At 39.2% G+C, this 19,416-nt stretch carries 30 protein-coding genes; 23 read left to right on the top strand and 7 right to left on the bottom strand.

Annotated elements, in window-relative coordinates; genetic code table 11:
- Window positions 1–4: 4 nt before the first annotated feature.
- The 4 genes from ACTH6U_RS16260 to ACTH6U_RS16245 all read right to left on the bottom strand — a co-directional run bounded on the left by ACTH6U_RS16260 (window position 5) and on the right by ACTH6U_RS16245 (window position 3,144).
- Window positions 5–505 (bottom strand): siphovirus Gp157 family protein, encoded by a 501-nt coding sequence (locus ACTH6U_RS16260; RefSeq protein ID WP_441832650.1) that lies wholly within the window; start codon window positions 503–505, stop codon window positions 5–7.
- The gene (locus ACTH6U_RS16255) at window positions 502–2,526 is read right to left on the bottom strand and encodes a hypothetical protein (protein ID WP_441832649.1); all 2,025 of its coding nucleotides are present in this window, start codon (window positions 2,524–2,526) and stop codon (window positions 502–504) included. The genes ACTH6U_RS16260 and ACTH6U_RS16255 overlap by 4 nt, the downstream gene beginning before the upstream one ends.
- Window positions 2,527–2,538: 12 nt before the next feature.
- A complete protein-coding gene (locus ACTH6U_RS16250) occupies window positions 2,539–2,871 on the bottom strand; it encodes a hypothetical protein (RefSeq protein WP_441832648.1) in 333 nt (110 codons plus the stop codon).
- A gap of 123 nt (window positions 2,872–2,994) precedes the next feature.
- The gene (locus ACTH6U_RS16245; protein WP_441832647.1) at window positions 2,995–3,144 is read right to left on the bottom strand and encodes a hypothetical protein; all 150 of its coding nucleotides are present in this window, start codon (window positions 3,142–3,144) and stop codon (window positions 2,995–2,997) included.
- 664 nt (window positions 3,145–3,808) lie between these two features.
- Between ACTH6U_RS16245 and ACTH6U_RS16240 the strand changes: the two genes are divergently transcribed.
- On the top strand, window positions 3,809–4,015 hold the full coding sequence (locus ACTH6U_RS16240) for a hypothetical protein (protein WP_441832646.1): 207 nt from the start codon (window positions 3,809–3,811) through the stop codon (window positions 4,013–4,015).
- Between the two features lie 43 nt (window positions 4,016–4,058).
- Here the strand turns inward: ACTH6U_RS16240 and ACTH6U_RS16235 are convergent, their stop codons facing one another.
- Window positions 4,059–4,712, bottom strand: a complete 654-nt coding sequence (locus tag ACTH6U_RS16235) for a LexA family protein (protein WP_441832645.1) — start codon at window positions 4,710–4,712, stop codon at window positions 4,059–4,061.
- Window positions 4,713–4,790: 78 nt separating this feature from the next.
- Between ACTH6U_RS16235 and ACTH6U_RS16230 the strand changes: the two genes are divergently transcribed.
- From ACTH6U_RS16230 to ACTH6U_RS16190, 9 genes are all read left to right on the top strand, one after another.
- Window positions 4,791–4,976 carry a Cro/CI family transcriptional regulator gene (locus ACTH6U_RS16230; protein WP_441832644.1) on the top strand — a complete coding sequence of 62 codons (186 nt, stop codon included), beginning with the start codon at window positions 4,791–4,793 and terminating at the stop codon, window positions 4,974–4,976.
- Window positions 4,977–5,062: 86 nt separating this feature from the next.
- On the top strand, window positions 5,063–5,509 hold the full coding sequence (locus ACTH6U_RS16225; RefSeq protein ID WP_441832643.1) for a toxin YdaT family protein: 447 nt from the start codon (window positions 5,063–5,065) through the stop codon (window positions 5,507–5,509).
- Window positions 5,510–5,521: 12 nt separating this feature from the next.
- Window positions 5,522–5,746 (top strand): hypothetical protein, encoded by a 225-nt coding sequence (locus ACTH6U_RS16220; protein WP_441832642.1) that lies wholly within the window; start codon window positions 5,522–5,524, stop codon window positions 5,744–5,746.
- Window position 5,747: 1 nt separating this feature from the next.
- Complete coding sequence (locus ACTH6U_RS16215) at window positions 5,748–6,704, top strand: hypothetical protein (RefSeq protein WP_441832641.1); 957 nt, start codon at window positions 5,748–5,750, stop codon at window positions 6,702–6,704.
- Window positions 6,701–7,426: a replication protein P gene (locus ACTH6U_RS16210; protein ID WP_441832640.1), complete on the top strand. Its 726-nt coding sequence runs from the start codon at window positions 6,701–6,703 to the stop codon at window positions 7,424–7,426. The genes ACTH6U_RS16215 and ACTH6U_RS16210 overlap by 4 nt, the downstream gene beginning before the upstream one ends.
- Window positions 7,427–7,489: 63 nt before the next feature.
- Complete coding sequence (locus tag ACTH6U_RS16205) at window positions 7,490–7,663, top strand: palmdelphin (protein WP_441832639.1); 174 nt, start codon at window positions 7,490–7,492, stop codon at window positions 7,661–7,663.
- Window positions 7,664–7,665: 2 nt separating this feature from the next.
- The gene (locus ACTH6U_RS16200; RefSeq protein ID WP_441832638.1) at window positions 7,666–7,896 is read left to right on the top strand and encodes a hypothetical protein; all 231 of its coding nucleotides are present in this window, start codon (window positions 7,666–7,668) and stop codon (window positions 7,894–7,896) included.
- Entirely contained in the window at window positions 7,893–8,777 is an 885-nt protein-coding gene (locus ACTH6U_RS16195) for a DNA cytosine methyltransferase (protein ID WP_441832637.1), read from the top strand. The genes ACTH6U_RS16200 and ACTH6U_RS16195 overlap by 4 nt, the downstream gene beginning before the upstream one ends.
- An 83-nt stretch (window positions 8,778–8,860) precedes the next feature.
- Window positions 8,861–9,199, top strand: coding sequence for a hypothetical protein (locus tag ACTH6U_RS16190; RefSeq protein ID WP_441832636.1), 339 nt, complete (start codon window positions 8,861–8,863; stop codon window positions 9,197–9,199).
- Window positions 9,200–9,250: 51 nt separating this feature from the next.
- Here the strand turns inward: ACTH6U_RS16190 and ACTH6U_RS16185 are convergent, their stop codons facing one another.
- Entirely contained in the window at window positions 9,251–10,096 is an 846-nt protein-coding gene (locus ACTH6U_RS16185) for a DNA adenine methylase (protein ID WP_441832635.1), read from the bottom strand.
- A 94-nt stretch (window positions 10,097–10,190) separates the two neighbouring features.
- A complete protein-coding gene (locus ACTH6U_RS16180; protein ID WP_441832634.1) occupies window positions 10,191–11,690 on the bottom strand; it encodes a hypothetical protein in 1,500 nt (499 codons plus the stop codon).
- Between the two features lie 141 nt (window positions 11,691–11,831).
- On the opposite strand from ACTH6U_RS16180, the gene ACTH6U_RS16175 reads away from it, so the two are divergent.
- The 13 genes from ACTH6U_RS16175 to ACTH6U_RS16115 all read left to right on the top strand — a co-directional run bounded on the left by ACTH6U_RS16175 (window position 11,832) and on the right by ACTH6U_RS16115 (window position 19,221).
- Window positions 11,832–12,425, top strand: a complete 594-nt coding sequence (locus tag ACTH6U_RS16175; protein ID WP_441832633.1) for a DUF1367 family protein — start codon at window positions 11,832–11,834, stop codon at window positions 12,423–12,425.
- 12 nt (window positions 12,426–12,437) lie between these two features.
- On the top strand, window positions 12,438–12,752 hold the full coding sequence (locus tag ACTH6U_RS16170; protein ID WP_441832632.1) for a Ref family recombination enhancement nuclease: 315 nt from the start codon (window positions 12,438–12,440) through the stop codon (window positions 12,750–12,752).
- A complete protein-coding gene (locus ACTH6U_RS16165) occupies window positions 12,740–13,273 on the top strand; it encodes an antiterminator Q family protein (RefSeq protein WP_441832631.1) in 534 nt (177 codons plus the stop codon). The genes ACTH6U_RS16170 and ACTH6U_RS16165 overlap by 13 nt, the downstream gene beginning before the upstream one ends.
- A 162-nt stretch (window positions 13,274–13,435) precedes the next feature.
- On the top strand, window positions 13,436–13,630 hold the full coding sequence (locus ACTH6U_RS16160; protein ID WP_265495188.1) for a TrmB family transcriptional regulator: 195 nt from the start codon (window positions 13,436–13,438) through the stop codon (window positions 13,628–13,630).
- A gap of 143 nt (window positions 13,631–13,773) precedes the next feature.
- Complete coding sequence (locus ACTH6U_RS16155) at window positions 13,774–14,820, top strand: DNA-methyltransferase (RefSeq protein WP_441832630.1); 1,047 nt, start codon at window positions 13,774–13,776, stop codon at window positions 14,818–14,820.
- A 410-nt stretch (window positions 14,821–15,230) separates the two neighbouring features.
- Entirely contained in the window at window positions 15,231–15,491 is a 261-nt protein-coding gene (locus ACTH6U_RS16150; RefSeq protein ID WP_137021741.1) for a hypothetical protein, read from the top strand.
- 482 nt (window positions 15,492–15,973) lie between these two features.
- Window positions 15,974–16,222, top strand: a complete 249-nt coding sequence (locus tag ACTH6U_RS16145) for a hypothetical protein (RefSeq protein WP_441832629.1) — start codon at window positions 15,974–15,976, stop codon at window positions 16,220–16,222.
- Window positions 16,223–16,244: 22 nt separating this feature from the next.
- Complete coding sequence (locus ACTH6U_RS16140; RefSeq protein ID WP_441832628.1) at window positions 16,245–16,655, top strand: putative holin; 411 nt, start codon at window positions 16,245–16,247, stop codon at window positions 16,653–16,655.
- The gene (locus ACTH6U_RS16135; RefSeq protein WP_441832627.1) at window positions 16,655–17,023 is read left to right on the top strand and encodes a hypothetical protein; all 369 of its coding nucleotides are present in this window, start codon (window positions 16,655–16,657) and stop codon (window positions 17,021–17,023) included. Before ACTH6U_RS16140 ends, ACTH6U_RS16135 begins: the two co-directional genes overlap by 1 nt.
- Window positions 17,020–17,412, top strand: coding sequence for a M15 family metallopeptidase (locus ACTH6U_RS16130; protein ID WP_441832626.1), 393 nt, complete (start codon window positions 17,020–17,022; stop codon window positions 17,410–17,412). Before ACTH6U_RS16135 ends, ACTH6U_RS16130 begins: the two co-directional genes overlap by 4 nt.
- Window positions 17,409–17,978 carry a hypothetical protein gene (locus ACTH6U_RS16125; RefSeq protein WP_441832625.1) on the top strand — a complete coding sequence of 190 codons (570 nt, stop codon included), beginning with the start codon at window positions 17,409–17,411 and terminating at the stop codon, window positions 17,976–17,978. Before ACTH6U_RS16130 ends, ACTH6U_RS16125 begins: the two co-directional genes overlap by 4 nt.
- A complete protein-coding gene (locus ACTH6U_RS16120; RefSeq protein WP_441832624.1) occupies window positions 17,938–18,171 on the top strand; it encodes a hypothetical protein in 234 nt (77 codons plus the stop codon). The genes ACTH6U_RS16125 and ACTH6U_RS16120 overlap by 41 nt, the downstream gene beginning before the upstream one ends.
- 435 nt (window positions 18,172–18,606) lie before the next feature.
- The gene (locus ACTH6U_RS16115) at window positions 18,607–19,221 is read left to right on the top strand and encodes a hypothetical protein (RefSeq protein WP_441832623.1); all 615 of its coding nucleotides are present in this window, start codon (window positions 18,607–18,609) and stop codon (window positions 19,219–19,221) included.
- Window positions 19,222–19,416 lie beyond the last annotated feature (195 nt).

The following is a 19,416-nucleotide window of genomic DNA, read 5'->3' as shown; positions in this document are numbered from 1 at the left end:
GGTATTAACGAACCATCAAAGAACGATCGCCGATTTCAAGATGAGCACCAGGAATGTCGATGCCATTTTCAATAGCTTCCTTTATTCGTTTTTTATCCGGAGCAGTAATAGTTTGAACATCAACCAATTCATCAGGGAGAGCCGCTTCGTTATCAATAATGACTCGGACAATACCAACACGAGCAGTGAATGTATTTTTAGTTGTTTTCAGCTTATCCATGCCTGATGTAAGCAAACAATCTAGCGCGTATTTTTTTAGGTTTTTAACTTGGTTCTCAAAGGATTTTTTACGGTCAGCTAAGCGCTTAGACTCTTCATCTAGTGTTTTTGCCTGACCTTCTAAATTACGGGCATAAAGCATAATCGCATCAAGCTTATCACCTAACTCACATTCAATACCTTCAAGGGTGTCCGCGATATCTTCGGCAGTGAATTCACCCGTTTCGACGAGTTGTTGTAATTTGCTGTAGTCAGCAGCCATTGCGATAGCGGTAGTTTTGGTCATGATATTGCCTCTTCTTTTTGGTTAAGCTGGTCTAAACATTCGGTTTCAATTTCATTCAACCGGCGTAAACGGCCGTTTAAATATTTTTCGTATTCACTATCGCCACGTTCTTTTGCTAGCTTGGCATGAGTCGATATTTCACGGGTTAGGGTGGAGCAAATCCCACGTAATTCATTAGCGGTAACCGCACTGCGCATAGTCTCGGTATGGCGAGTAAATTTCTCGTCCAGCTCTTTACGAACACGGGTGATATCTTCTGCTTTTTCGCTGGCCGCTTTGATTTCAAATTCTAATTTATTGCTGACAATGTATTCAGGGTTATCGTGCATACCCATAAAGACATCAGAGCTAAAACCAAGCATGGATAAGGCTTTTTTGATTGCATCAGTGAGAGATTTTTTAATGGCTTCACCATCAACTTTCATGCCGTATTGAGTTTGGTACCGATAAGGAGTGGCGCCATAACTTTCAAATTCACCACGAGTTTCGCATTCAATGATGTACCAAAAGCGGATCTTGATTGAGTGGTTTTGTTCGCAGAATAAAGAGCCATCACCATCACGTAAAAAACGCGTTGCAACCTGCTTGTTACGCTCATCAAGAACGGGTTCTATAAGCGGTTTCCCATCGATAAGCTTTTCTTCAATGACTTCATATCCCCAACCTTCGCCAATGGGCCCGAATATTTCGGTGGCACGCATGAACATGTAATTGCTGTTTATGCTAGTACCAACGAATCCCATCCCCTCTAAAGGCTTAGTAAAACGTGCATCGGTACGCTGTACGCGCTTCCAAATGCCGAGGTTGTCATTATCACCTTTAAGAACTTCATCAAGGACTTCGGCGCGTTGCTCAAAATTATCTTGTTGTACGATGACTTCAACTGGCGCGATAGTGACTATCTCGGGCTCTTTGACCACTTCAACAGCGATTTCTTTACTTGGGACTTCTTCAGCCTTAGCCGGTGTTTCTTTTTTCTTGGTATTTCGTTTCGGTTTTTCGGGAGAAACTACGGGTTCCTCTTTTGCTGTTAGCTTAGTTGCGGTTATTTCATCATTAGCCGGTTTAGTCTCTAAGTTATCAATAGAGAAACGTCCATTACCTAACGACGTTACCTTAGGCTCCGTGTTACCTAATTTCCCGTTAATAAAGGCGATACGTGCATTAGCATCATCAAATAATTCAGGGTGGCTTTGTACCTCAGTCACAAGTGCGAATATGGTTTCGCGAGGAATATTGAGAACGCTTGGATAAGTGCGTAAATCCATAGATAAGCGTTTCCATACTTTATCATCAGCGCTAATGAGTTCTTTTGCTTTGCGAACATCCGAACCTTTAACGTTACTAATATCGACATTACCAGATAAGGCTAAAGCAATTTCCGTATCCAACATGGCGTAATCACGCTTTAGTACAGGCTCATCTTCAACAATCTCAATTTTAGGTTCATCTACTAACCAGCTTTCACCGAGGGCTTTGGCATCTTCGGTCGTGATATCAGCATCAGCATGCTCATAAATAGCCTGAGCGATTTCCATGGTTTCTTCTGCATTCATCAAAGAAACTTTGGTGATTTCAGCAAGGCCTATGGCTATATGACGAATTTTTGTTTCGGCTTCTTCACTATCACTGAGGTACTTCAACGTAGAAGTGTATTCTTTATCAGTAATTTGAGTTTTACCAAATAGCAGTAAAGCCGCTACACGAGGCTTAGTGGCAAGCTTTTTAAACTCTTTATATTTAATCGGCTGCCATTTTTCACCATCAAATTCGTTTTCAATTGCGAATTTTTCATCGAATTGATCGAGTGGGGGACGAGGTGAGCCTACGGCATCTTCACAGATAATAGGTTCATCAATATCAAAGTTGTCCATCGACTCGGGGTAGGCTTCGGAAAGCTTAATCATTGCCGTGGCAGCAGCAATTTTTATATTAGGTGCATTGAATGCAATTGTTAAAGGTACAGCTCCATTCGTCCGAGCCTCGGTTGTTGGCTCAAATACACAGATAAAAGTTGTCATTGGTCTTGCCTCTTAGTAAGGGATTTGTTCGTCTGATTTAGAAATAGGTTTACCTTCCAAGCAAAGTAGCATTTGGATCTGGTCTTCTAGTTGGCTTGATTTCACATGCGCATCAGCCAGTATTTTATTTTGCTCGGCTTTTAGTGAGTTAATCTCTAATTGAACTAGCTCTAAATTCGATGGTTCAGTAAAGGGGACCTCAGTGATATGTTCAGCAATAACGAAACCTAAACATGAATTAGCTTCTGCTTTAAATGGGTGGGCATTGTACCGATATGAGCCGTCAAATTGCTTCTGTGCGTGGATATATAGCGTAATGCTTAGGGTTTTAGGTTGTGCTTTCATAGCAGCTCCATTAAAATAGTGGTGATCAGTGATTTATCATTGGTCTTGCCTCTTCTAGCGTTTGGTCGCGCTAGTAGAACTCTCGGTTAGCTTTGGTCGGCGACCCGAGGTAAAGAAACCCACTTAGGTGGGTTTTTTTACGTCCTCATCAAATTCAAGCGTTGCTGATTTACTGTCACCACAACAGCTAAATACTGTTTCTGGAAAAAGATTGAAAAGGTTTAAAACATCATCCAACTTAATGTTTTTCATTTTGTTTTTGCCTATATACATAATTGTCTCCTGTCATTTATGGTATTTCCCAATTAATTTTGGTGATTGGTGGTAGGTACTGAACTCCTACAAGGTCTTACTGATTTTCTCGGTTCTGTCTTGCACGGCATGATAAAAAACATCTTCCGTGTGAGCATATGCCTTACTGATATGCCTACTTCACCTCGCCCCTACTGGTCGATTACCAACGCTCAATGCTGGCATCATTCTCCATCTACTCACAAGATTGCAACGCATCAGCCTGCGTATTCACCAATCCCAAAATTAACTGGTTGCCCGTCTTTCCGAGCTGTCAGGTCTTTCTTTGGTACTATCGCTAAGTTTTCGATAGCTTCTTGCCTCAAACAACTTTGGTCGGCTATTAATTAAATTCCCTGGTACTGCTAAAAATCTGCCGTTATGCCGTGGTAATCATGGTAGGTCGTAATGAGAGCTACGGTTCTCCTACGACATAACAGCAAAACTAAATTTGGTTTGAACACCTTTCAAAACACTTGCTGTGTTTGTTTCGATGAACATAATTTAAGATAACTTAAATTATAAGTCAACATTAATTTAAAAAAACTTAAAGTAATATTTGTTCTGTGCTTCAGGTGTCTGTTTTGTGTTATTTTTTGTAAAAGTAACACTGATATATTAAGACCTGAATTCAATTGGAGAGGTTATGAAAATAGTTACTGAAAAAGAGGAAAGAGAACATTACGAAAAGGTAATGGGATGGATAGGCAAGGTTGTGTGGTATATGTTACAGAGTGGGGATGTATTCCTTCGAGATGATTTGATTAATGAATTAAGACAACACAAAAGAGAAGCACCAACAAAAGAAATTAAAAACCTATTAGATGATGCGATTAAAAAAGTTCAAAGATAAGCTATTTTGTTGCCGAGCCACCTCATATGTGGGGTGGCTTTTTTTATGGTAGTTTTTTGATTTTTGCATCAACAACAACTCCAACAATTCGGCAGTTTCCATTGATTGGTATCATTCTGTATTGTGGATTTAATGGTTTTAAATAATGATTACCAGCATCGACAACGTATTGTTTGAATGTCGCTTCGTTTTCATTCACTAGTTTAGCAACAACTAATTTCCCATTTATAGGCTCTATAGAGGGATCTACTAAAATAATCATACCTTCAGGAATGCTTAGACCTGAGGATGATGTCATTGAATCACCTACAACATCTAACCAGAACGATCCTCCGGAACAAGCGACTGTTGTCTCGTATAATTCATCAATGTTACGTCTATCATAAGGCTCCAATGCTTCACTCCAAGCTCCGGCCATAACCCAACTAATAAGAGGGTATTCTCCTCTGGGGTTATTTATATTAGGTGATCCAATATTACCTGAATTTTCTTCTTTTCCTTTGAGTATAAATTCAGGTGTACAACCTAATGCGTCTGCTAGAGCAAACAAATTATTACCCGTAGGTTCGGTTTCTTCCTTTTCCCATTGAGAAATTGCAACATGAGAAACTCCCACCTTCGCCGAAAGTGCTTTTTGAGTTAGCCCTAATTCTTTTCTTCGCAACCTAATGCGCTCACCGATCGATGTTTTTATCATAATTAAGTTATCTTAAATCTTCTTGACTTAAGTTTCCTTTAAATTGATACTTAAATAAACTTAAAAAAGGAGACTTAAATGATCAAAGATGAAGTTATTAAATACTTTGGTTCACAACGAGCTGTAGCTGAAAAATTAAATGTTTCCGATGCAGCTGTTCACTATTGGAAAAATGTGATCCCAGAGAGAGCTGCGCTAAAGCTTTCTAGAATCACAGATGGAAAGCTTAAATATCAACCAGAGCTTTATAGCAAGGTTGAATGAGCTATTTTGCTTAAGATGAATATACCCAATAACAATTTAAAAAACTGATTCTTAATAATCAATTTTGCGACAGGAGACGCGAGTAGATGAATTTTGATATCGATATTGTCCGATCCGAAGTCGAGGACTGGGCTGCGGAACAAGGGCAGGAACATGTCGCGATTGAGATCAGCCGTGCCTATACCGGTTTAATCAAGAATGGGCGTCTGAATGTTATTGAAGACGACAAGGGTAGAGCTGATTGGAAGGCGATTAATAATAATCGGCAACAGATTTTCCGCTGGTTGCGTGGAGATTCACCTGCATCAATGCGAAAAATAGTTGAATTAATGCCGGCGATAGAAATTGCATTACCTGCATCGAGGTTAGCTCGAGTGCGTGGTGATACAAAAAATTATTTAGCTTCAATTGCAATACAGCGTTTTGCGGATGCGATTAGCGAAATCTTATTAGAGGGGCGTGACATGTCACACCATATTAATAACGTAGTGATTGCGTTAAATGCGATACCACGCCAGACCAGCGTACATTAAGAGGCAAGACCAATGCTAAGAACAACTGAAATGATCACATACTGCAATGGTTTTTTGTTGAATGGCCAACCTGCAGACAGGCAAAAAATTGAAGATATTTTCGAAGGTAGGCGAGTTGCCGCGCTCAGTGTGTGGGAGCAATACGAGCAGCAAAAACAAAAACTGATGTTAAAAAAACTCACGCCTGAGCAGTACAAAAATGCTTGCCGCGATATTGCACGCGCATTGGGGGTGTAGCGTGAGGCCATCAGACCTACTTCTAGATTTTGGGCGACCAGTGGCCTATTACCCTGGTTTAGTTAAACGCTTTGGTAGTGTGAATGCGGTGATATTTTTTAGTCAGATATTTTATTGGCAAGATAAAACTGAATCTGAGCTTGGGGTTTATAAGTCCGCCGAAGACATTACATCTGAAACCGGATTAAGTTACCGCGAACAACTCACAGCCAGAAAGCATTTGGTTAAACGGGGCGTGTTGATTGAGACGGATAAACGATTAGAACACAAAATATACTATCGTATAGATTGCGACCAACTTGACCAAATAATGTCACAACCTATTGATAATCTCCCAAATGCGCAAAGCGCAACTGGGGAAAGTCACAATGGGGATTTCGCGGAACAACAAAACGAACAGCCGCCACAAGACAAATTCGACAGTGGCGGTGAAACAAATCCGCAATCCGATCCTACAGAGATTACTACAGAGAATACTACAGATAGTAAAAACCCTTCTTGTCCAGTTGCTTCACAACCAGACGAAAGCTCAAATGATAATTCATTTGTGACTCGCCACCCAAACGCTGTTGTATTCAGTGCCAAGAAACGGCAATGGGGGACTGCTGATGATTTGCTATGTGCGCAGTGGATATCCAAGCGAGTAAAAGAGCTTTACGAAAATGCTTCCGAATCAGACGAAGATGTCGAGCCCCCGAAAGAACCTTGCTGGGCTTTATGGGCTAATGATGTTCGGTTGATGCGCACAATTGATGGCAGAACGCATAGGCAAATCTGTCGATTATTTGATAGGGCAAATAAACACCCATTTTGGTGTAAGAACATTCTCAGTCCCAGCTCGCTTAGGAAACAGTGGGATCAGCTTGTGCTAAAACTTGCAGATATCTCACATAGTGAAGATTGCTTGCCTAATCAAGCTCACTGGAATAGTGCTGAGGGATGGGAGAACACACTATGAAAAGCTTAATTTCAGCTATTGAAAACAGAGATAGCAACAAATTAGCCAGTTTGATCCCACTCACTAGTAAACCTACAGGTATTAACGATCACGCTGAAAAGTTGGTTGATATGTTATTTGATAATTTGGTGCAAATTTTCCCAGCCGCAAAGCATACCGTATTTTCAAATAAAGATGATATTTCGGCTACTAAGCGGCAATGGGTGCTTGCATTCATCGAAAATGGAATTACCTCTGTTGAGCAGCTGAAAGCAGGAATGAGTATCGCTAGACAACAAGAATCTGATTTCTGGCCATCTTGTGGGAAATTTATTGGATGGTGTCGAGAGGGCATGATGCAGGTGATGGGAATTCCTTCGGTTTGCGAGGTTATGGCTGAAATGAAACGCTATAGCAATATGGAATGGCGGTACCCTTCGGTTGAAGCATTCCCGTGGAAATCTCCCATTATGTATTGGATTGTGCCGGAAGCTAGACGCCGTATGAATCAATATAATTCATCAGATAAAGAAGTTCAGGAATCTATAAAGAAACAACTCGTAAATTACTACAACCGACTACAGGACGGGAAACCAATACCGCCAATAAAACAGTTAATTGGGCAAGTTAAAAGAGGTGTTTCTCCATCAGAATTAATCGATAAAGATGGCAAGTATCGCTTGATTGGGGAAGAAGTGTTAAAGGAAATTAGGGCTAAAAACACACCAAAAGATAAAGGTTAAAGAGTTTAAGTAGTTAACAAGGCTCGACCAAGCCATCGACCAATAAATTAGAGGCAGACCAAAATGATAATTAAAGACCCACTTACACACGAGTCACTCGTGCGTGATAACCCACCTATATTACCTGATGATGGATTGGACCATTCGCCATGTCATATCGATCGCTTGCATATAGCTGCGAGAGCTAGAACAAAAGCGCCACATCAGCCAGAACTGAAACCACAAAAGCCGAGGTAGCTATGTCAGGTAATTATTTACCAGATGGACTGCCTCATAATCGTGCTTTATGGCCAGAAGAATATCGCGAACTGGAGCAACTTGATTTATTAGCTAGCCGTCTCATTCGGAAACTGAAAAATCGAAAAATATACAGAGAGCGAGTGCTGGTGGAAATTGGAAAAGCACCTGCAGTACATCAGGAATTTTTTAGAGATAGATTGAATCACTGGCGTGGGGTGATGAAGGTATGAGTACAGTAACGGTAAATTCATATTTCTCAGGTGCAGGCTTAATGGATATTGGGTTGATTCAATCAGGCATTCATATTGGGCAAGCTTTTGAACTGGATAAATCAGCATGTAAAACATATCGCCACAATTTAGGTGATCATGTTAAAGAATGCGATATAGCTCAAGAGTTGGTTTTGGAACAAGATTCATGTGATGGAATGATATTCACTTATCCGTGCACTAAATACAGCACTATCGCTGATATCCACGGAATTCGTACTGGTGATGAGTTATTTCTACATGCACTACGTCATTTAGCGATTGCTAGACCTGAATTTTATGTGGTTGAGAACGTTCCGGGGATGCGTGCATTCCCTGTTGTGATGGAAGCTATGCAGAAAATGCCTGATTATTACGTTAATGTATTCTGCCCTATTAAGTCAGAAACTTGGCTACCCCAAAAACGTAGTAGATTAATAATCATTGGCACAAAAAGAAGCTTTATACCTCGCTCACCTGAAAACCATAAACCAATTAAGTTAGTGGATATTCTAGAAATTGAACCTGATATAAACATTCCGCGCTCAGTGTATTCAAGGATGAATGGTGAATATAGAGATTTACCCATAGTCAGCAATCCCGTTAGTGGTGATCTTGCTCCAACTTGCGTTGCTCACTATGCAAAAGATAAAAGCACACGCCTGATCGCTGATAAAACATTTCCTATGGGAGTTCGTCCATACACAGTGCGTGAATACGCGAGATTGCAAGGCGTTCCTGATTGGTTTGAATTCCCAGTTAGTCAAACTGATGCTTATCGTCAGATTGGTAATGGCGTTTCTGTTCCAGTTGGTGCATGGATTGGAGCTGAAATAAAACGGTATATGAGTAGCTCATTTTAGAGAGGCAAGACCAATGATAAAACCTTACTTAGTATTTATTGTGATCTGGTGTGTAGTTGTTACTGCAATAGGAGTTTTATTCAATGGCTAAATCATCGGCAGAACGTAAAGCAGAACAACGTAAACGACAAAAGCAATCAGGGCTCACTAAAATAGAGTTGTTTCTTGATGAGCAGGAATTAGAAATGCTCCAAAGAAATTGCGCATTACGTAGACCAGGGAGAGAGCCGTATGAGATAGCTGAATACCTCTCAATGTTGATTAGAATTGATGACCGTTCAGTTATATCATTAATTACAGAACTAAATAAAAAACGCTGTAAAAAATGTAATGAACAACTACCGGTAGCTGAATGTTGTCTCAATGGTAGTTTTGAATGTTGGAATACATTAGGCTGGCATGAATTGAAGTTAACTATTTAACATACTAATATAATAAGCAGGTAATGAATTGCATTCTGCTTATTATATATTTTATTTTCCGAGATGTATTTTGGGAATATTTATATTATTAGAGAATATCATTACTTCTCCCCCAGTCTTTTTCTCATGAGCTGTATATTGTAAATTGTATTCTTTAACTCTGAATTTATTATAAATGTTTTTTATTTCATCATGATTGTCATAAGATACAATCCAGTATGGGAAATTGGTATCATCTAATGCGTTCATTACTGCTACATGGTCGTCATGATCATAAAAATTACGGTATAACCCTTGGCCTTTAACATAGTATGGAGGATCAAGGTAAAGTAATGTTTTTTCAGGTGATTGTATAGGTAAAGATTTTAATAAAGCTATAGTATCTAGATTATATATATGAATCCTAGCTGAATAATTAGCTATTTTTTCGATTCTTTTTAGTAGTTCATTTTTATTAAACCTAACATCCAATTTCCATTTTCCTGACTGTGTCTTTCCACCTATCACGCCAGCTTTTAATATTCCTGAACGATTTGTTCTATTCAAAAAAAATGTAGCAAAACCAATCTCTAAGGTTGAATGGTTACCAGAGTTCAATAAAATATCTTTTTGTTTTTCCCAATTTTCAATATTAATTATTGTATCATGGACAAGTCTACTGAAATTTTCGGTATTATTAAGAATAGAATCCCAAAAACTATATATAGCAATATCAATATCATTTATGTGAACATGTCTAACATATTCTTGCAAAAGAAGCTCTAAAGCAACCCCTGCTCCACCAGCATATGGTTCAATATAAACGCCATCATTGAGTGAATTTTCATCAATTAATGATTTGATATAATAAGATAGTTTACCTTTTCCCCCAGGATAACGTAGCGGAGTATAGAACATTTAAACCATCCATTTTATAAAGTTAATGACCCGTATAATTGTATAGTAAAATCAACAAGATGTCTATTTTCTCACCTTGTTGATTTTGAGGGGGTTATTTCCAGATTTCTTCTAATAGTCGTTGAAAATTATCCCATTCAGTATTGACAGCCTCTTTTGTTGGCAAAAAACTGGGATTGTGAACGTATTGTTGCAGAGAGCCAGCTGATTTAGTTATTTGACTTGAAGCTGCCATAATAGCTTTGGATTCATAGCCCAATAATTTTTTATTTTTGTGTAAGAATTCAGTGCAAATTACTACTTTATCATGTAATCCGGGCTCTCTCCCTTTGTGAGTTTTCTTAAATTCGTCAGAAAGATTATTTTCTTCAGCGAAGACAGTTACAGATAAATCAATAAATATTCTAAGCATTATTGAAATAGATATTGTAGCCTCATCAAATCTAAGATTTTTTTTCAACTCAGTGAATATTCTTGAGCACTTCTTGTGCGATTTAAAATTCAAGCGGATATTGGCAGGAATTACATAGTTTCTATTTGATGTTGGGGGTCTAGTGAATTTTAAATCCTCAATGTCTGAGGTTGAATCAACATTCATGGGATTGTCTGATAATCCATCTGTATCAGATATGACATCAGAGCCATCAGTCATTGGTTTTGGAGAAAAAGATGTCGGAGATGGTTTTTCTGGTTCTGGCAGATCAGCATTATTTTCTTCTACTTTATTTGAATCATCCTTATTTATCCCATCGATGATCTTCCAAGGTTTAGATAATAAAGATGTACTAGCAGAAACACCTATCTCAATAATAAAGTGAGTTCTATCAGTTTTACTTCGAATACGATTGACTGTGAATAAAGTTTTTCCTTTATCATCTTTTTCAGTCATTGCATCTAAAATTTTACTAAGTTGTTCTAAGAATCTAGAATGAGCTTGATAGCAGTATAAATAACCGTCATTAACTTGAATATTCATACTTCTTCTAACATCGGGATCATCAAATAAACGGCTAATGTTTGTGATTCTTACATGCTTTTTAAATTCATCTATATTTTTTGCATCATAATTATATTGAATATTCTCAAACAATTGATGCCCGAAAGATAATTTCCCATTTCTCGCCATATGTCGAGCCTTTTCTGGTGATGTCCATTCAACTCTACCAACACCATTATTTTGACCAGTATGTTTCATATTCACCCAATGGGCGTAAGAGTCATCTTCAAATACAATACAATTTTCTACACTATCTATAATGGTATTTAGCGTAGGCTGTATTTTCTCAAAAATTTTTCTTATCTTTTCATTCGACGTTAGCTCTGGTGATAACAGTAGCTTTAGGGCTGTAACCCTACGATTTCCTTCATCAACAATATAAAATCCAGCTTCATCTTCGCTCTCGTGGACAAGAATATTTTCGGATGGATCTAAACCTTTTGATGCAATATCTTTTGCTAACTTAATAATTTTATCTGATTGAATTTCTAACATTTTAGAAATTGCATCTCTTTGATTATCGGCCGAATCAGGGAATCTAGGATTGTTAATATCTAATAATAACTTATTTACTTTTATTGTTTTTCTCATTGTCATCTCTATTTATTCCTTAAGTAGAGTATAAAGATATAAATTTGGCTTATGATACATGGTTTTTCAATTAGTATAAACATGCTATATTAGAGGTGGACTGAACACCCAATCTTAACACTTTCTGTGTCTACTGAGAGAAAAAGTATGGCACAGCATGGCTTTATCAAAATGTCTAATGATACTCTTGTACCGGCTAACCCCGCTGCGAGAGATTTTTTGCATTCAAAAATCAAATGTGGTGATGTGCTTTATGGCGATTTCAAGAAAGCACGTAATCCACGATTCCACCGTAAATACTTCGCACTACTCAATCTAGGGTATGAATACTGGGAACCAACCGGCGGCACAATTTCGCCTGAAGAAAAAGAGCTGGTTCGTGGTTATGTTAAATTCCTCTCCTATTACACTGATAATGATGACGCCCTTCAATCAGCAGCAGACGTTTATCTCGATGAGATAGCACAGAAACGCGCCCGTAACATTTCAGCGACCAAATCTTTTGATGCTTTTCGTTATTGGGTGGTTGAGCAATCTGGCCATTATGAAACTTTTGAAATGCCTGACGGCAGTCTACGCCGTGTCGCTAAATCAATCAGCTTTGCCAAAATGGATGACCTAACTTTTGGTGAGCTCTACAAAGCCACGCTCGATGTGCTTTGGAACTTCATTTTATACCGTAAATTTCCTACGCAACAAGCCGCTGAAAATGCAGCTGGCCAACTATTAGATTTTACCTAAGAGGCAAGACCAATGACCAAAAAATCAAAGACAAAAGAAGAGAAGCAATGGCTATCAGATGTAGCCGATCTCGGCTGTGTCTGTTGTCGCAATATGGGGTATGGACCATCACTGGCGGAAATTCATCATACACGAGCAGGGCAAGGTATGGCGCAACGAGCCAGCCATAAAGATGTACTGCCTTTGTGCCCACCTCATCACCGCGCTGGTTATGAAACAGGCTTTCATGCAGCCCCTAAATCATGGCAAGAAATTCACGGTACCGAAATTGAATTATTGGAACAAACCAAAAAAGAAGTGATGGAGTTGCGCGCATGTCGAGTATAAAAAGTATTTCTGATGGCTTGGTATTAGACAAAGAGCGCGAAGCATGGCTTCAAAATTGGTTATCTAAGTTTGGAGCTTGGGTTTATAGCGGACGGTTAGAGAAAAGACAAAGCAGTATTATTGCTGAGTTTATGGCAACGGTTGAACGGCGTGACTATCCTGAGCGAGAAATGTGTAGTGATGACGATGGCATGTTGATCACTAAAGTTGTCGATAAAATTTATCACATAGACCGAATAGCATTTACCCTCTTATTGTTACGTTATGCCTTTGGTAGCTCTGATCGCGCTATTGCTCGTTATTATTATGGCATAGCGAAACCAAGGCAAATGGTCCGTAGGAATAGAACGGTTGAATATAGGCAACCATCGATGTCCACTTGTAGGCGCGAAGCAAAAGAAATTATTAGTTATGCTGAGTATTTAATTTATCCACATCTCTATGATGCGTTTAAAAACCGCGATAATGAGTGGAAAATGAAAAATAATAGCAAGAACATGTTGACATCTTTGATCCAATGATCCATCATTTAAGTATAAGTTGCCGTTTTAGTAACAGTGACGAACTAACCCAGCCAATGCGCTGGGTTTTTTGTTTTTAAAATCAAGTAAAGCTTGCTGTTACCTTTGTTCAGAGTTACATGTGTATTCACGACCAATAAGCGACCAAAGGTATAAAATATCATGTTAAAACATAATGGTATGACAGAAGAGGCAAGGCTTGTTTTTAATGCAGTTACAGATGAACCTGCAACAGTTGGTGAAGTTTCGCAATTTACTGAACTCACAAATTCTTGTTGTCAGTTAATACTGACACAGCTTTCAATGGCTGGGCTTATCAAAGAGAACGTCAAAGAAAGAACATATCAAAACATCTAAAACTGTGAAAATGGGCGACTGTAAAAGTGTTGGTAGCACTCTTACAGTCATTCGCCCGTTCCGCTAGATCACGGACAAACTAAAGCCCACCGCTTATGTGCACAAAGCATGGTGAAGTTTATCAAAAAAGGTTTCCCTGATCTATGAAAAATACTGTAAATTTAAACAGTGTGACTTTAGTCAATGATGACTCACTCAGCTATATAAAAACACTTCCAGACAACTGTATTGATTTAATCGCAACTGACCCGCCATACTTTCAAGTAAAAGCGTGTAGTTGGGACAATCAGTGGGAAAATGTCACGGCTTACCTATCATGGCTTGATGAAATGCTTGCTGAATTTTGGCGCGTTCTAAAGCCAAACGGTAGCTTATATATGTTTTGTGGCTCAAAGCTGGCTGCTGATACGGAAATATTAGTTCGTGAGCGATTCGATGTACTTAATCACATCATTTGGGCTAAACCGTCAGGGCCATGGCGAAGAGCGTGTAAAGCTGATCTGCGTAGTTTCTTTCCAAGCACAGAGCGCATCATATTTGCAGGGCATTACCAAAGCCCTTACAAGGGGAAAAGCAGTGAATATCTGCAACAATGCCGTGAACTCAAAGAAAATGTTCTTAAGCCATTAATTGAATATTTCAAGCAAGCCCGTGATTCGTTAGGGATAACAGCAAAAGAGATCCACAAGGCAACAGGTAAGCAAATGGCCTCACATTGGTTTAGTTATAGCCAGTGGCAGCTACCAAGCGAAACGGATTATTTGAAGCTTCAGGATTTATTCAAGCGTGTTGCTGAGGAAAAATTAAGTAAAAACACGTTAGATCGTGAACACGCTGAACTGGCGATGGAGCAAGCCACATTAAGGCGTGAATATCATGAACTGGCTGAACAATATCAATTGTTACGTCGTCCTTTTACTGTGACCGTTGATATTCCTTATACAGATGTTTGGAATTATTCATCTGTGCAATATTACCCCGGCAAACATCCATGTGAAAAGCCTTCAGCGATGATGGAACACATTATCAATAGTAGTAGCCGCGAGGGGGATGTGGTGGCGGATTTCTTTATGGGTTCAGGCGCAACAATTAAAGCAGCATTAAGACTTAATCGTCGTGTTATTGGTGTTGAGTTGGAAACTGAACGGTTTGAACAAACGAAAGAGGAAATAAGCAACATGAAGTTATAAAGCGGACAGACCGTGTAGCCGAAAGGTAGCAATAGTTGGGTAATAACCAACTCCCGAGTCTCCAAGTAGAGAGCCAGCTTTGCATCTGGTTAGGGTTAATAAGCAAAGAAGCACCGGTGACGAAGCATGACCGCCAATTATGCACTGGTTAGATCCAACGGGGAGTAGAGACGAACTGGGGTGACGAACTCAAGGGCATGAGCGAGGGCACTGCGAGAGTGTGTCTTTTCTATAATGACAAGGTAACTTCAAGTGGTAGGCCTGCCGCTCTTGAAATCCACCCGCAAAGCTGGGAGTTACCTTTTCATTGTAGTGAATGCCAAGGCTGATTACTTATTTATTTTTTTATTATTTTCTCTGCTTTAGATCTATGCGTTGATACGAGACGGTCTATTTGCTAGGTTAAAACAATGTATAAAAAATACGGCAGGGGCATTATGGATTATTATTTAACGAAAAGTGGTCGCGATGGAGTGGTCATACTGCACAAAAAAACATGCCCTCAACTTACTCAGTATGGTAGCACTACTTATGTAGGTTACTATTTTGGTGAATATGGTGCGTTACAGAAAGTTAAAAGCATGACTACAAACACTGTTATTATTTGCTCTGCATGTATGACAGATACCGAAGTGGGAAATGCCGCTAAGAATATAATGGACTGTAAATAATTCTATAATGTAGCAAACAATCAAATATAAGAGGTCGCCTAGTGCGGCCTTTTTCGTATATAGCCACCGCAAATCACTATCAACATGTTTAATTACTGCAATGACGTTGCTGGTGGTCGTTTTGTAAAACTGTGAATTTGGCTTAAGTATTATTTATCTATCCCATGTATTATCTCCTTGCGTACGCAACAATAGGAGATATGCATGAATTACTATGTTCACACATCTAAAGATGCACAAGGTGATTACGAAGTTCATAGAGAAGGGTGTAATCATATGCCTGCAATCTTGAATAGAAAGCCTCTTGGTAATTTTTATACTTGTGCAGCAGCAGTTCAGATGGCGAGAAGCTTAGGGTATATTCCGGCAAATGGGTGTTATTGGTGCAGCAAGGAATGTCATACATCTTAAGCTATCAAGTGTGAATTAACTAAAGGTCACTTCGGTGGCCTTTTTTATTGTCTAAAATAAGGAACGTAACTATGTATGCACTTAAATTAATGACAGAACGTGACGGTCGCAAAGTTGAAGAGTCACATTATTTGGGAAATATGTTTAGACTGGAGTTTTATCCAGTAGTTGATAACCCTGATATTGCTGCTCGATTGGAATACACAACGAAAGAAGGTGTCCCTGCGTTTGATATCAAGCGAACTGATCATGCTTACGTTACTACGGTAACGGGTGATACGGTTCGGGTTATCTGCAGAGGTAAAACGCCTTCTCATTAACTGTTAAGAGAATAAATAATTTATGAGCACATCATTAGGGATAACCCTAGGTGCTGCTGGCGGCGGTGCTATGGGTGGGTTCCTTATTGGTGCCGATTATGGTGTCGTGCTGGGAGCTATTATTGGCGCGTCTGCTTCCGTCATTGCATCTAAAGATAATAACCGGCGAAAGATACTGCATTTTATTCTCGCACTTGGTGCGGGGATCCTCATTGCTAAAGAGGCATCTGAGTTTATTGCTCAAGTATGGGGATGGGATATTAGCTCAAAAATAACAGCGATTGTGATATCTGCTTTATTAATACCCGTGCTAGTGCTGGCGGCAAATAAAGACAACCTCAGAAAGTTGTTTAGCCGTATCGCTGCATCCATAGACAAAAACTTTAGCGGTATCGTACAAGCCATTAAAGATTGGCGAAAAGGGGGTAGCTAATGGATATCTTCTTTAGGTTCTACAGTGAAGCTATCGCGTGGATAGACCTTTATTTTTGGGACGCGGCAGATATTACCTTGATGTCTTCGTCAGCGGTTATTTTATTTTTATGTCGATACCCGAGAATAAGAGACGCCCTCGTTGGAACCGCTTTGTTAATCGGTATGGTTTATCAAATCTACGAGACATTAACGGGATTGAGAATATCAGCCCCATCGGATGTGTATACCGATTTAATTTTGTTCCTGGTTATCTTTGCATCGGGTGGCAACATTATGACGGTCATTGTTATCAGTAAATTAATCGCACGACTCAAATCAATCTGGTTGCAGATAAAGCGGCCTTTTACTTTTATGGTGAAGAAATGAGCAACTTCAAATTCAGTCAGCGAAGCGAAAACAATCTTAAAGGCGTTAACCCTGATTTAGTGAAAGTAACGCGCCGTGCTATTGAGTTAACTGGCATTGACTTCATGGTGATTGAAGGTAAGCGTAACGAAGCTCGGCAGCGTCAATTGGTCGCAAGTGGCAAAAGCCAAACGATGAATAGCCGACATTTAACCGGTCATGCAGTTGATTGCGCCCCATTGGTTAATCGTGAAATACCATGGAATGATTGGTCTAAGTTTAAATTGGTTGCTGATGCCATGCTGCAAGCGGGTAAAGAGTTTGGTATCGATGTTGAATGGGGTGGTAATTGGAAAAATTTTAAAGATGGCCCTCATTTCCAGCTGTCACATAAGTCATATCCGGCATGAATACGCTAACCAAAGTATTAGGGAGTGCTTGCTTGATCCTCATTGCTTGGCTTGGTTGGGTAATACATGATTACGGCAACTTAAAGGATGATTATATTTCACTGAAAAAAGATAATGTTCAATTGGAAAGTGATAATGCCAAGCAATCCGAAGCCATAGCCAAGCAATCATTTGAATTCAACCGCTTCAATCAAATATCCACCACAGCCTATCGTTATGGAATTACTACTGATGCGAATTCAGAAAATAGAGTTATCGAGTATCGAAAGATACTCCAAAAAGAGCCTACCTGTGATTTGTATATTCCTGACTATATTGGTGACAGGTTGTACAACTACGCAAAAGGTTTACGTTCCAGCGCAATGCACACCGATACCGGAGGCGCTAACCGAGCCGATGATAGTACCATTACCTCCAGCAAGATAACGTATTGCCAAGCTGCTTTATGGATAGACCCTTTGATATCAACGATTGATGGCGGTAATGCACGATTTAAGGCTATACGAAAAATAGAGGCTGAACGACATGAAAGTCCCAGTGCAACAAACTCCCCTAAAAGAGATTGATATCGAAATAGCCAGAGAAGTATACAAGGCTTATGAACGTAAATATGGTAGCAGTCAGTCATTTGAGCAAATCATTAAAAGAAGCGGTTTTTGCTGGGCTGAAATAGCGTATCACTTATATGAGCAGGTTCAGCACTTAGAGCAAGCAATACGGGAAATTGAAGCCGAAAGGGCAAAAAAAAGCCCCCTGTAAGCAGAGGGAATTATTAAATAATATTAATTTTTGTTTATGAATAACCCAAATGTCATATGGGTGTGTGGATATTATCAATATAAGTTAAATAATCTAGGTGTAAATTGTTACTAAATACGGAATAGATAATCGATAAGCGCGTAAATGGCTATATAGGTAAAAAATAGCCCCATAAAGGGGCTGAGAAAACAACAAAATAATCCCCAAAATAAACGAGGGTAAAGCAAGCTGTGTGTCGTCTTGCTATCTATAAATATACACATTTAAAGTTAAATATATTACGTAAAACGTTAAATATTAGATTTTAATATTGTAGTTATGTATTGAAATTATTTCATAATGTAACTAGTAAGACGGAATATGAATAAGATAATCAAAAAGCGATTAATAGCCATCAGCTAATCACTGGTGGCTTTTTCATTTATGGAGACAGTCATGTCAGATAAAAAAGAAATAGCCACCCTATCTATAAAGATATCAGTCGATAGCACTGACTTAGATAAGTTAGAAGCGCGGTTAAAACGTATTGCTGGGCTAATGGTCAGAACAGGACTGAAGGAGCCAGCGAAAGGTGGGTTTGTTATTGATCCATACTTTGGCGTTAATGACGGACAGGTGTTTATTAATAGCGCATTCATAACATCGACAACCATTAGCGATGCCATGCAAAAAGCTGCAAAAGAAGGCGCTAGAAGAGGTGCTGAGCAAGCGCGGTTTGAAATAACCACAGGTATTAATGATAACCACGAGCAATCATCCGCTATGGCTAAGCTTGATGTTAGTGAAGGTGGCGGCGTTGTCTATGTTGATAAGTTAGAAGCTGTACCACTAAGCAAAGCGGCTAAAGCTACTATTGCAAGTGTTAGTGAATCAATATCTCATGAAGAGTCTGAGTTCGATAAGTATAAGCAACAGGTTGAGTCTGAGTTCAAGCAACTACAATCTTTAATTATAGCAATGCAGCATACGCAAGCTAGCTCTGATATGGCTAATGCTGGTGCTATTGAACAAGCTCGCGCTGAGATTAAAAATAGGTCTATAGCACTTTAATTCTAAAGGTGAAGTATGTGGGTATTAATATTTGCTATGTATGCCGCGCCGTTTTCAGATAATGATTTCGCATCAATTAGATCACAGGAGTTTGAAAGTGAATCGACTTGTAACGTAGCAAAGCAAGTTATTGAACGTGAATTCAAAACAGCAAAGTCAATAAAGAGCATTGCAGCATGCGTTAAAAAATAGCTA

It is taken from the genome of Providencia sp., from assembly GCF_052096715.1.
Classification (GTDB): Bacteria; Pseudomonadota; Gammaproteobacteria; order Enterobacterales; family Enterobacteriaceae; genus Providencia.
The sequence above is the reverse complement of the archived record's forward strand: the minus strand, read 5'-3'. Positions and strand labels throughout refer to the sequence as shown.

Bases quoted from the DNA above. Each gene is read 5' to 3' on its own strand.
- ACTH6U_RS16135 (WP_441832627.1), top strand. From the start codon at position 16,655: ATGGATATCTTCTTTAGGTTCTACAGTGAAGCTATCGCGTGGATAGAC.
- ACTH6U_RS16235 (WP_441832645.1), bottom strand. From the start codon at position 4,712: ATGATAAAAACATCGATCGGTGAGCGCATTAGGTTGCGAAGAAAAGAA.
- ACTH6U_RS16140 (WP_441832628.1), top strand. From the start codon at position 16,245: ATGAGCACATCATTAGGGATAACCCTAGGTGCTGCTGGCGGCGGTGCT.
- ACTH6U_RS16220 (WP_441832642.1), top strand. From the start codon at position 5,522: ATGCTAAGAACAACTGAAATGATCACATACTGCAATGGTTTTTTGTTG.
- ACTH6U_RS16190 (WP_441832636.1), top strand. From the start codon at position 8,861: ATGGCTAAATCATCGGCAGAACGTAAAGCAGAACAACGTAAACGACAA.
- ACTH6U_RS16150 (WP_137021741.1), top strand. From the start codon at position 15,231: ATGTATAAAAAATACGGCAGGGGCATTATGGATTATTATTTAACGAAA.
- ACTH6U_RS16120 (WP_441832624.1), top strand. From the start codon at position 17,938: ATGAAAGTCCCAGTGCAACAAACTCCCCTAAAAGAGATTGATATCGAA.
- ACTH6U_RS16240 (WP_441832646.1), top strand. From the start codon at position 3,809: ATGAAAATAGTTACTGAAAAAGAGGAAAGAGAACATTACGAAAAGGTA.
- ACTH6U_RS16245 (WP_441832647.1), bottom strand. From the start codon at position 3,144: ATGTATATAGGCAAAAACAAAATGAAAAACATTAAGTTGGATGATGTT.
- ACTH6U_RS16205 (WP_441832639.1), top strand. From the start codon at position 7,490: ATGATAATTAAAGACCCACTTACACACGAGTCACTCGTGCGTGATAAC.
- ACTH6U_RS16225 (WP_441832643.1), top strand. From the start codon at position 5,063: ATGAATTTTGATATCGATATTGTCCGATCCGAAGTCGAGGACTGGGCT.
- ACTH6U_RS16155 (WP_441832630.1), top strand. From the start codon at position 13,774: ATGAAAAATACTGTAAATTTAAACAGTGTGACTTTAGTCAATGATGAC.
- ACTH6U_RS16185 (WP_441832635.1), bottom strand. From the start codon at position 10,096: ATGTTCTATACTCCGCTACGTTATCCTGGGGGAAAAGGTAAACTATCT.
- ACTH6U_RS16250 (WP_441832648.1), bottom strand. From the start codon at position 2,871: ATGAAAGCACAACCTAAAACCCTAAGCATTACGCTATATATCCACGCA.
- ACTH6U_RS16255 (WP_441832649.1), bottom strand. From the start codon at position 2,526: ATGACAACTTTTATCTGTGTATTTGAGCCAACAACCGAGGCTCGGACG.
- ACTH6U_RS16145 (WP_441832629.1), top strand. From the start codon at position 15,974: ATGTATGCACTTAAATTAATGACAGAACGTGACGGTCGCAAAGTTGAA.
- ACTH6U_RS16180 (WP_441832634.1), bottom strand. From the start codon at position 11,690: ATGACAATGAGAAAAACAATAAAAGTAAATAAGTTATTATTAGATATT.
- ACTH6U_RS16260 (WP_441832650.1), bottom strand. From the start codon at position 505: ATGACCAAAACTACCGCTATCGCAATGGCTGCTGACTACAGCAAATTA.
- ACTH6U_RS16160 (WP_265495188.1), top strand. From the start codon at position 13,436: ATGTTAAAACATAATGGTATGACAGAAGAGGCAAGGCTTGTTTTTAAT.
- ACTH6U_RS16195 (WP_441832637.1), top strand. From the start codon at position 7,893: ATGAGTACAGTAACGGTAAATTCATATTTCTCAGGTGCAGGCTTAATG.
- ACTH6U_RS16230 (WP_441832644.1), top strand. From the start codon at position 4,791: ATGATCAAAGATGAAGTTATTAAATACTTTGGTTCACAACGAGCTGTA.
- ACTH6U_RS16165 (WP_441832631.1), top strand. From the start codon at position 12,740: ATGTCGAGTATAAAAAGTATTTCTGATGGCTTGGTATTAGACAAAGAG.
- ACTH6U_RS16115 (WP_441832623.1), top strand. From the start codon at position 18,607: ATGTCAGATAAAAAAGAAATAGCCACCCTATCTATAAAGATATCAGTC.
- ACTH6U_RS16200 (WP_441832638.1), top strand. From the start codon at position 7,666: ATGTCAGGTAATTATTTACCAGATGGACTGCCTCATAATCGTGCTTTA.
- ACTH6U_RS16130 (WP_441832626.1), top strand. From the start codon at position 17,020: ATGAGCAACTTCAAATTCAGTCAGCGAAGCGAAAACAATCTTAAAGGC.
- ACTH6U_RS16175 (WP_441832633.1), top strand. From the start codon at position 11,832: ATGGCACAGCATGGCTTTATCAAAATGTCTAATGATACTCTTGTACCG.
- ACTH6U_RS16170 (WP_441832632.1), top strand. From the start codon at position 12,438: ATGACCAAAAAATCAAAGACAAAAGAAGAGAAGCAATGGCTATCAGAT.
- ACTH6U_RS16125 (WP_441832625.1), top strand. From the start codon at position 17,409: ATGAATACGCTAACCAAAGTATTAGGGAGTGCTTGCTTGATCCTCATT.
- ACTH6U_RS16210 (WP_441832640.1), top strand. From the start codon at position 6,701: ATGAAAAGCTTAATTTCAGCTATTGAAAACAGAGATAGCAACAAATTA.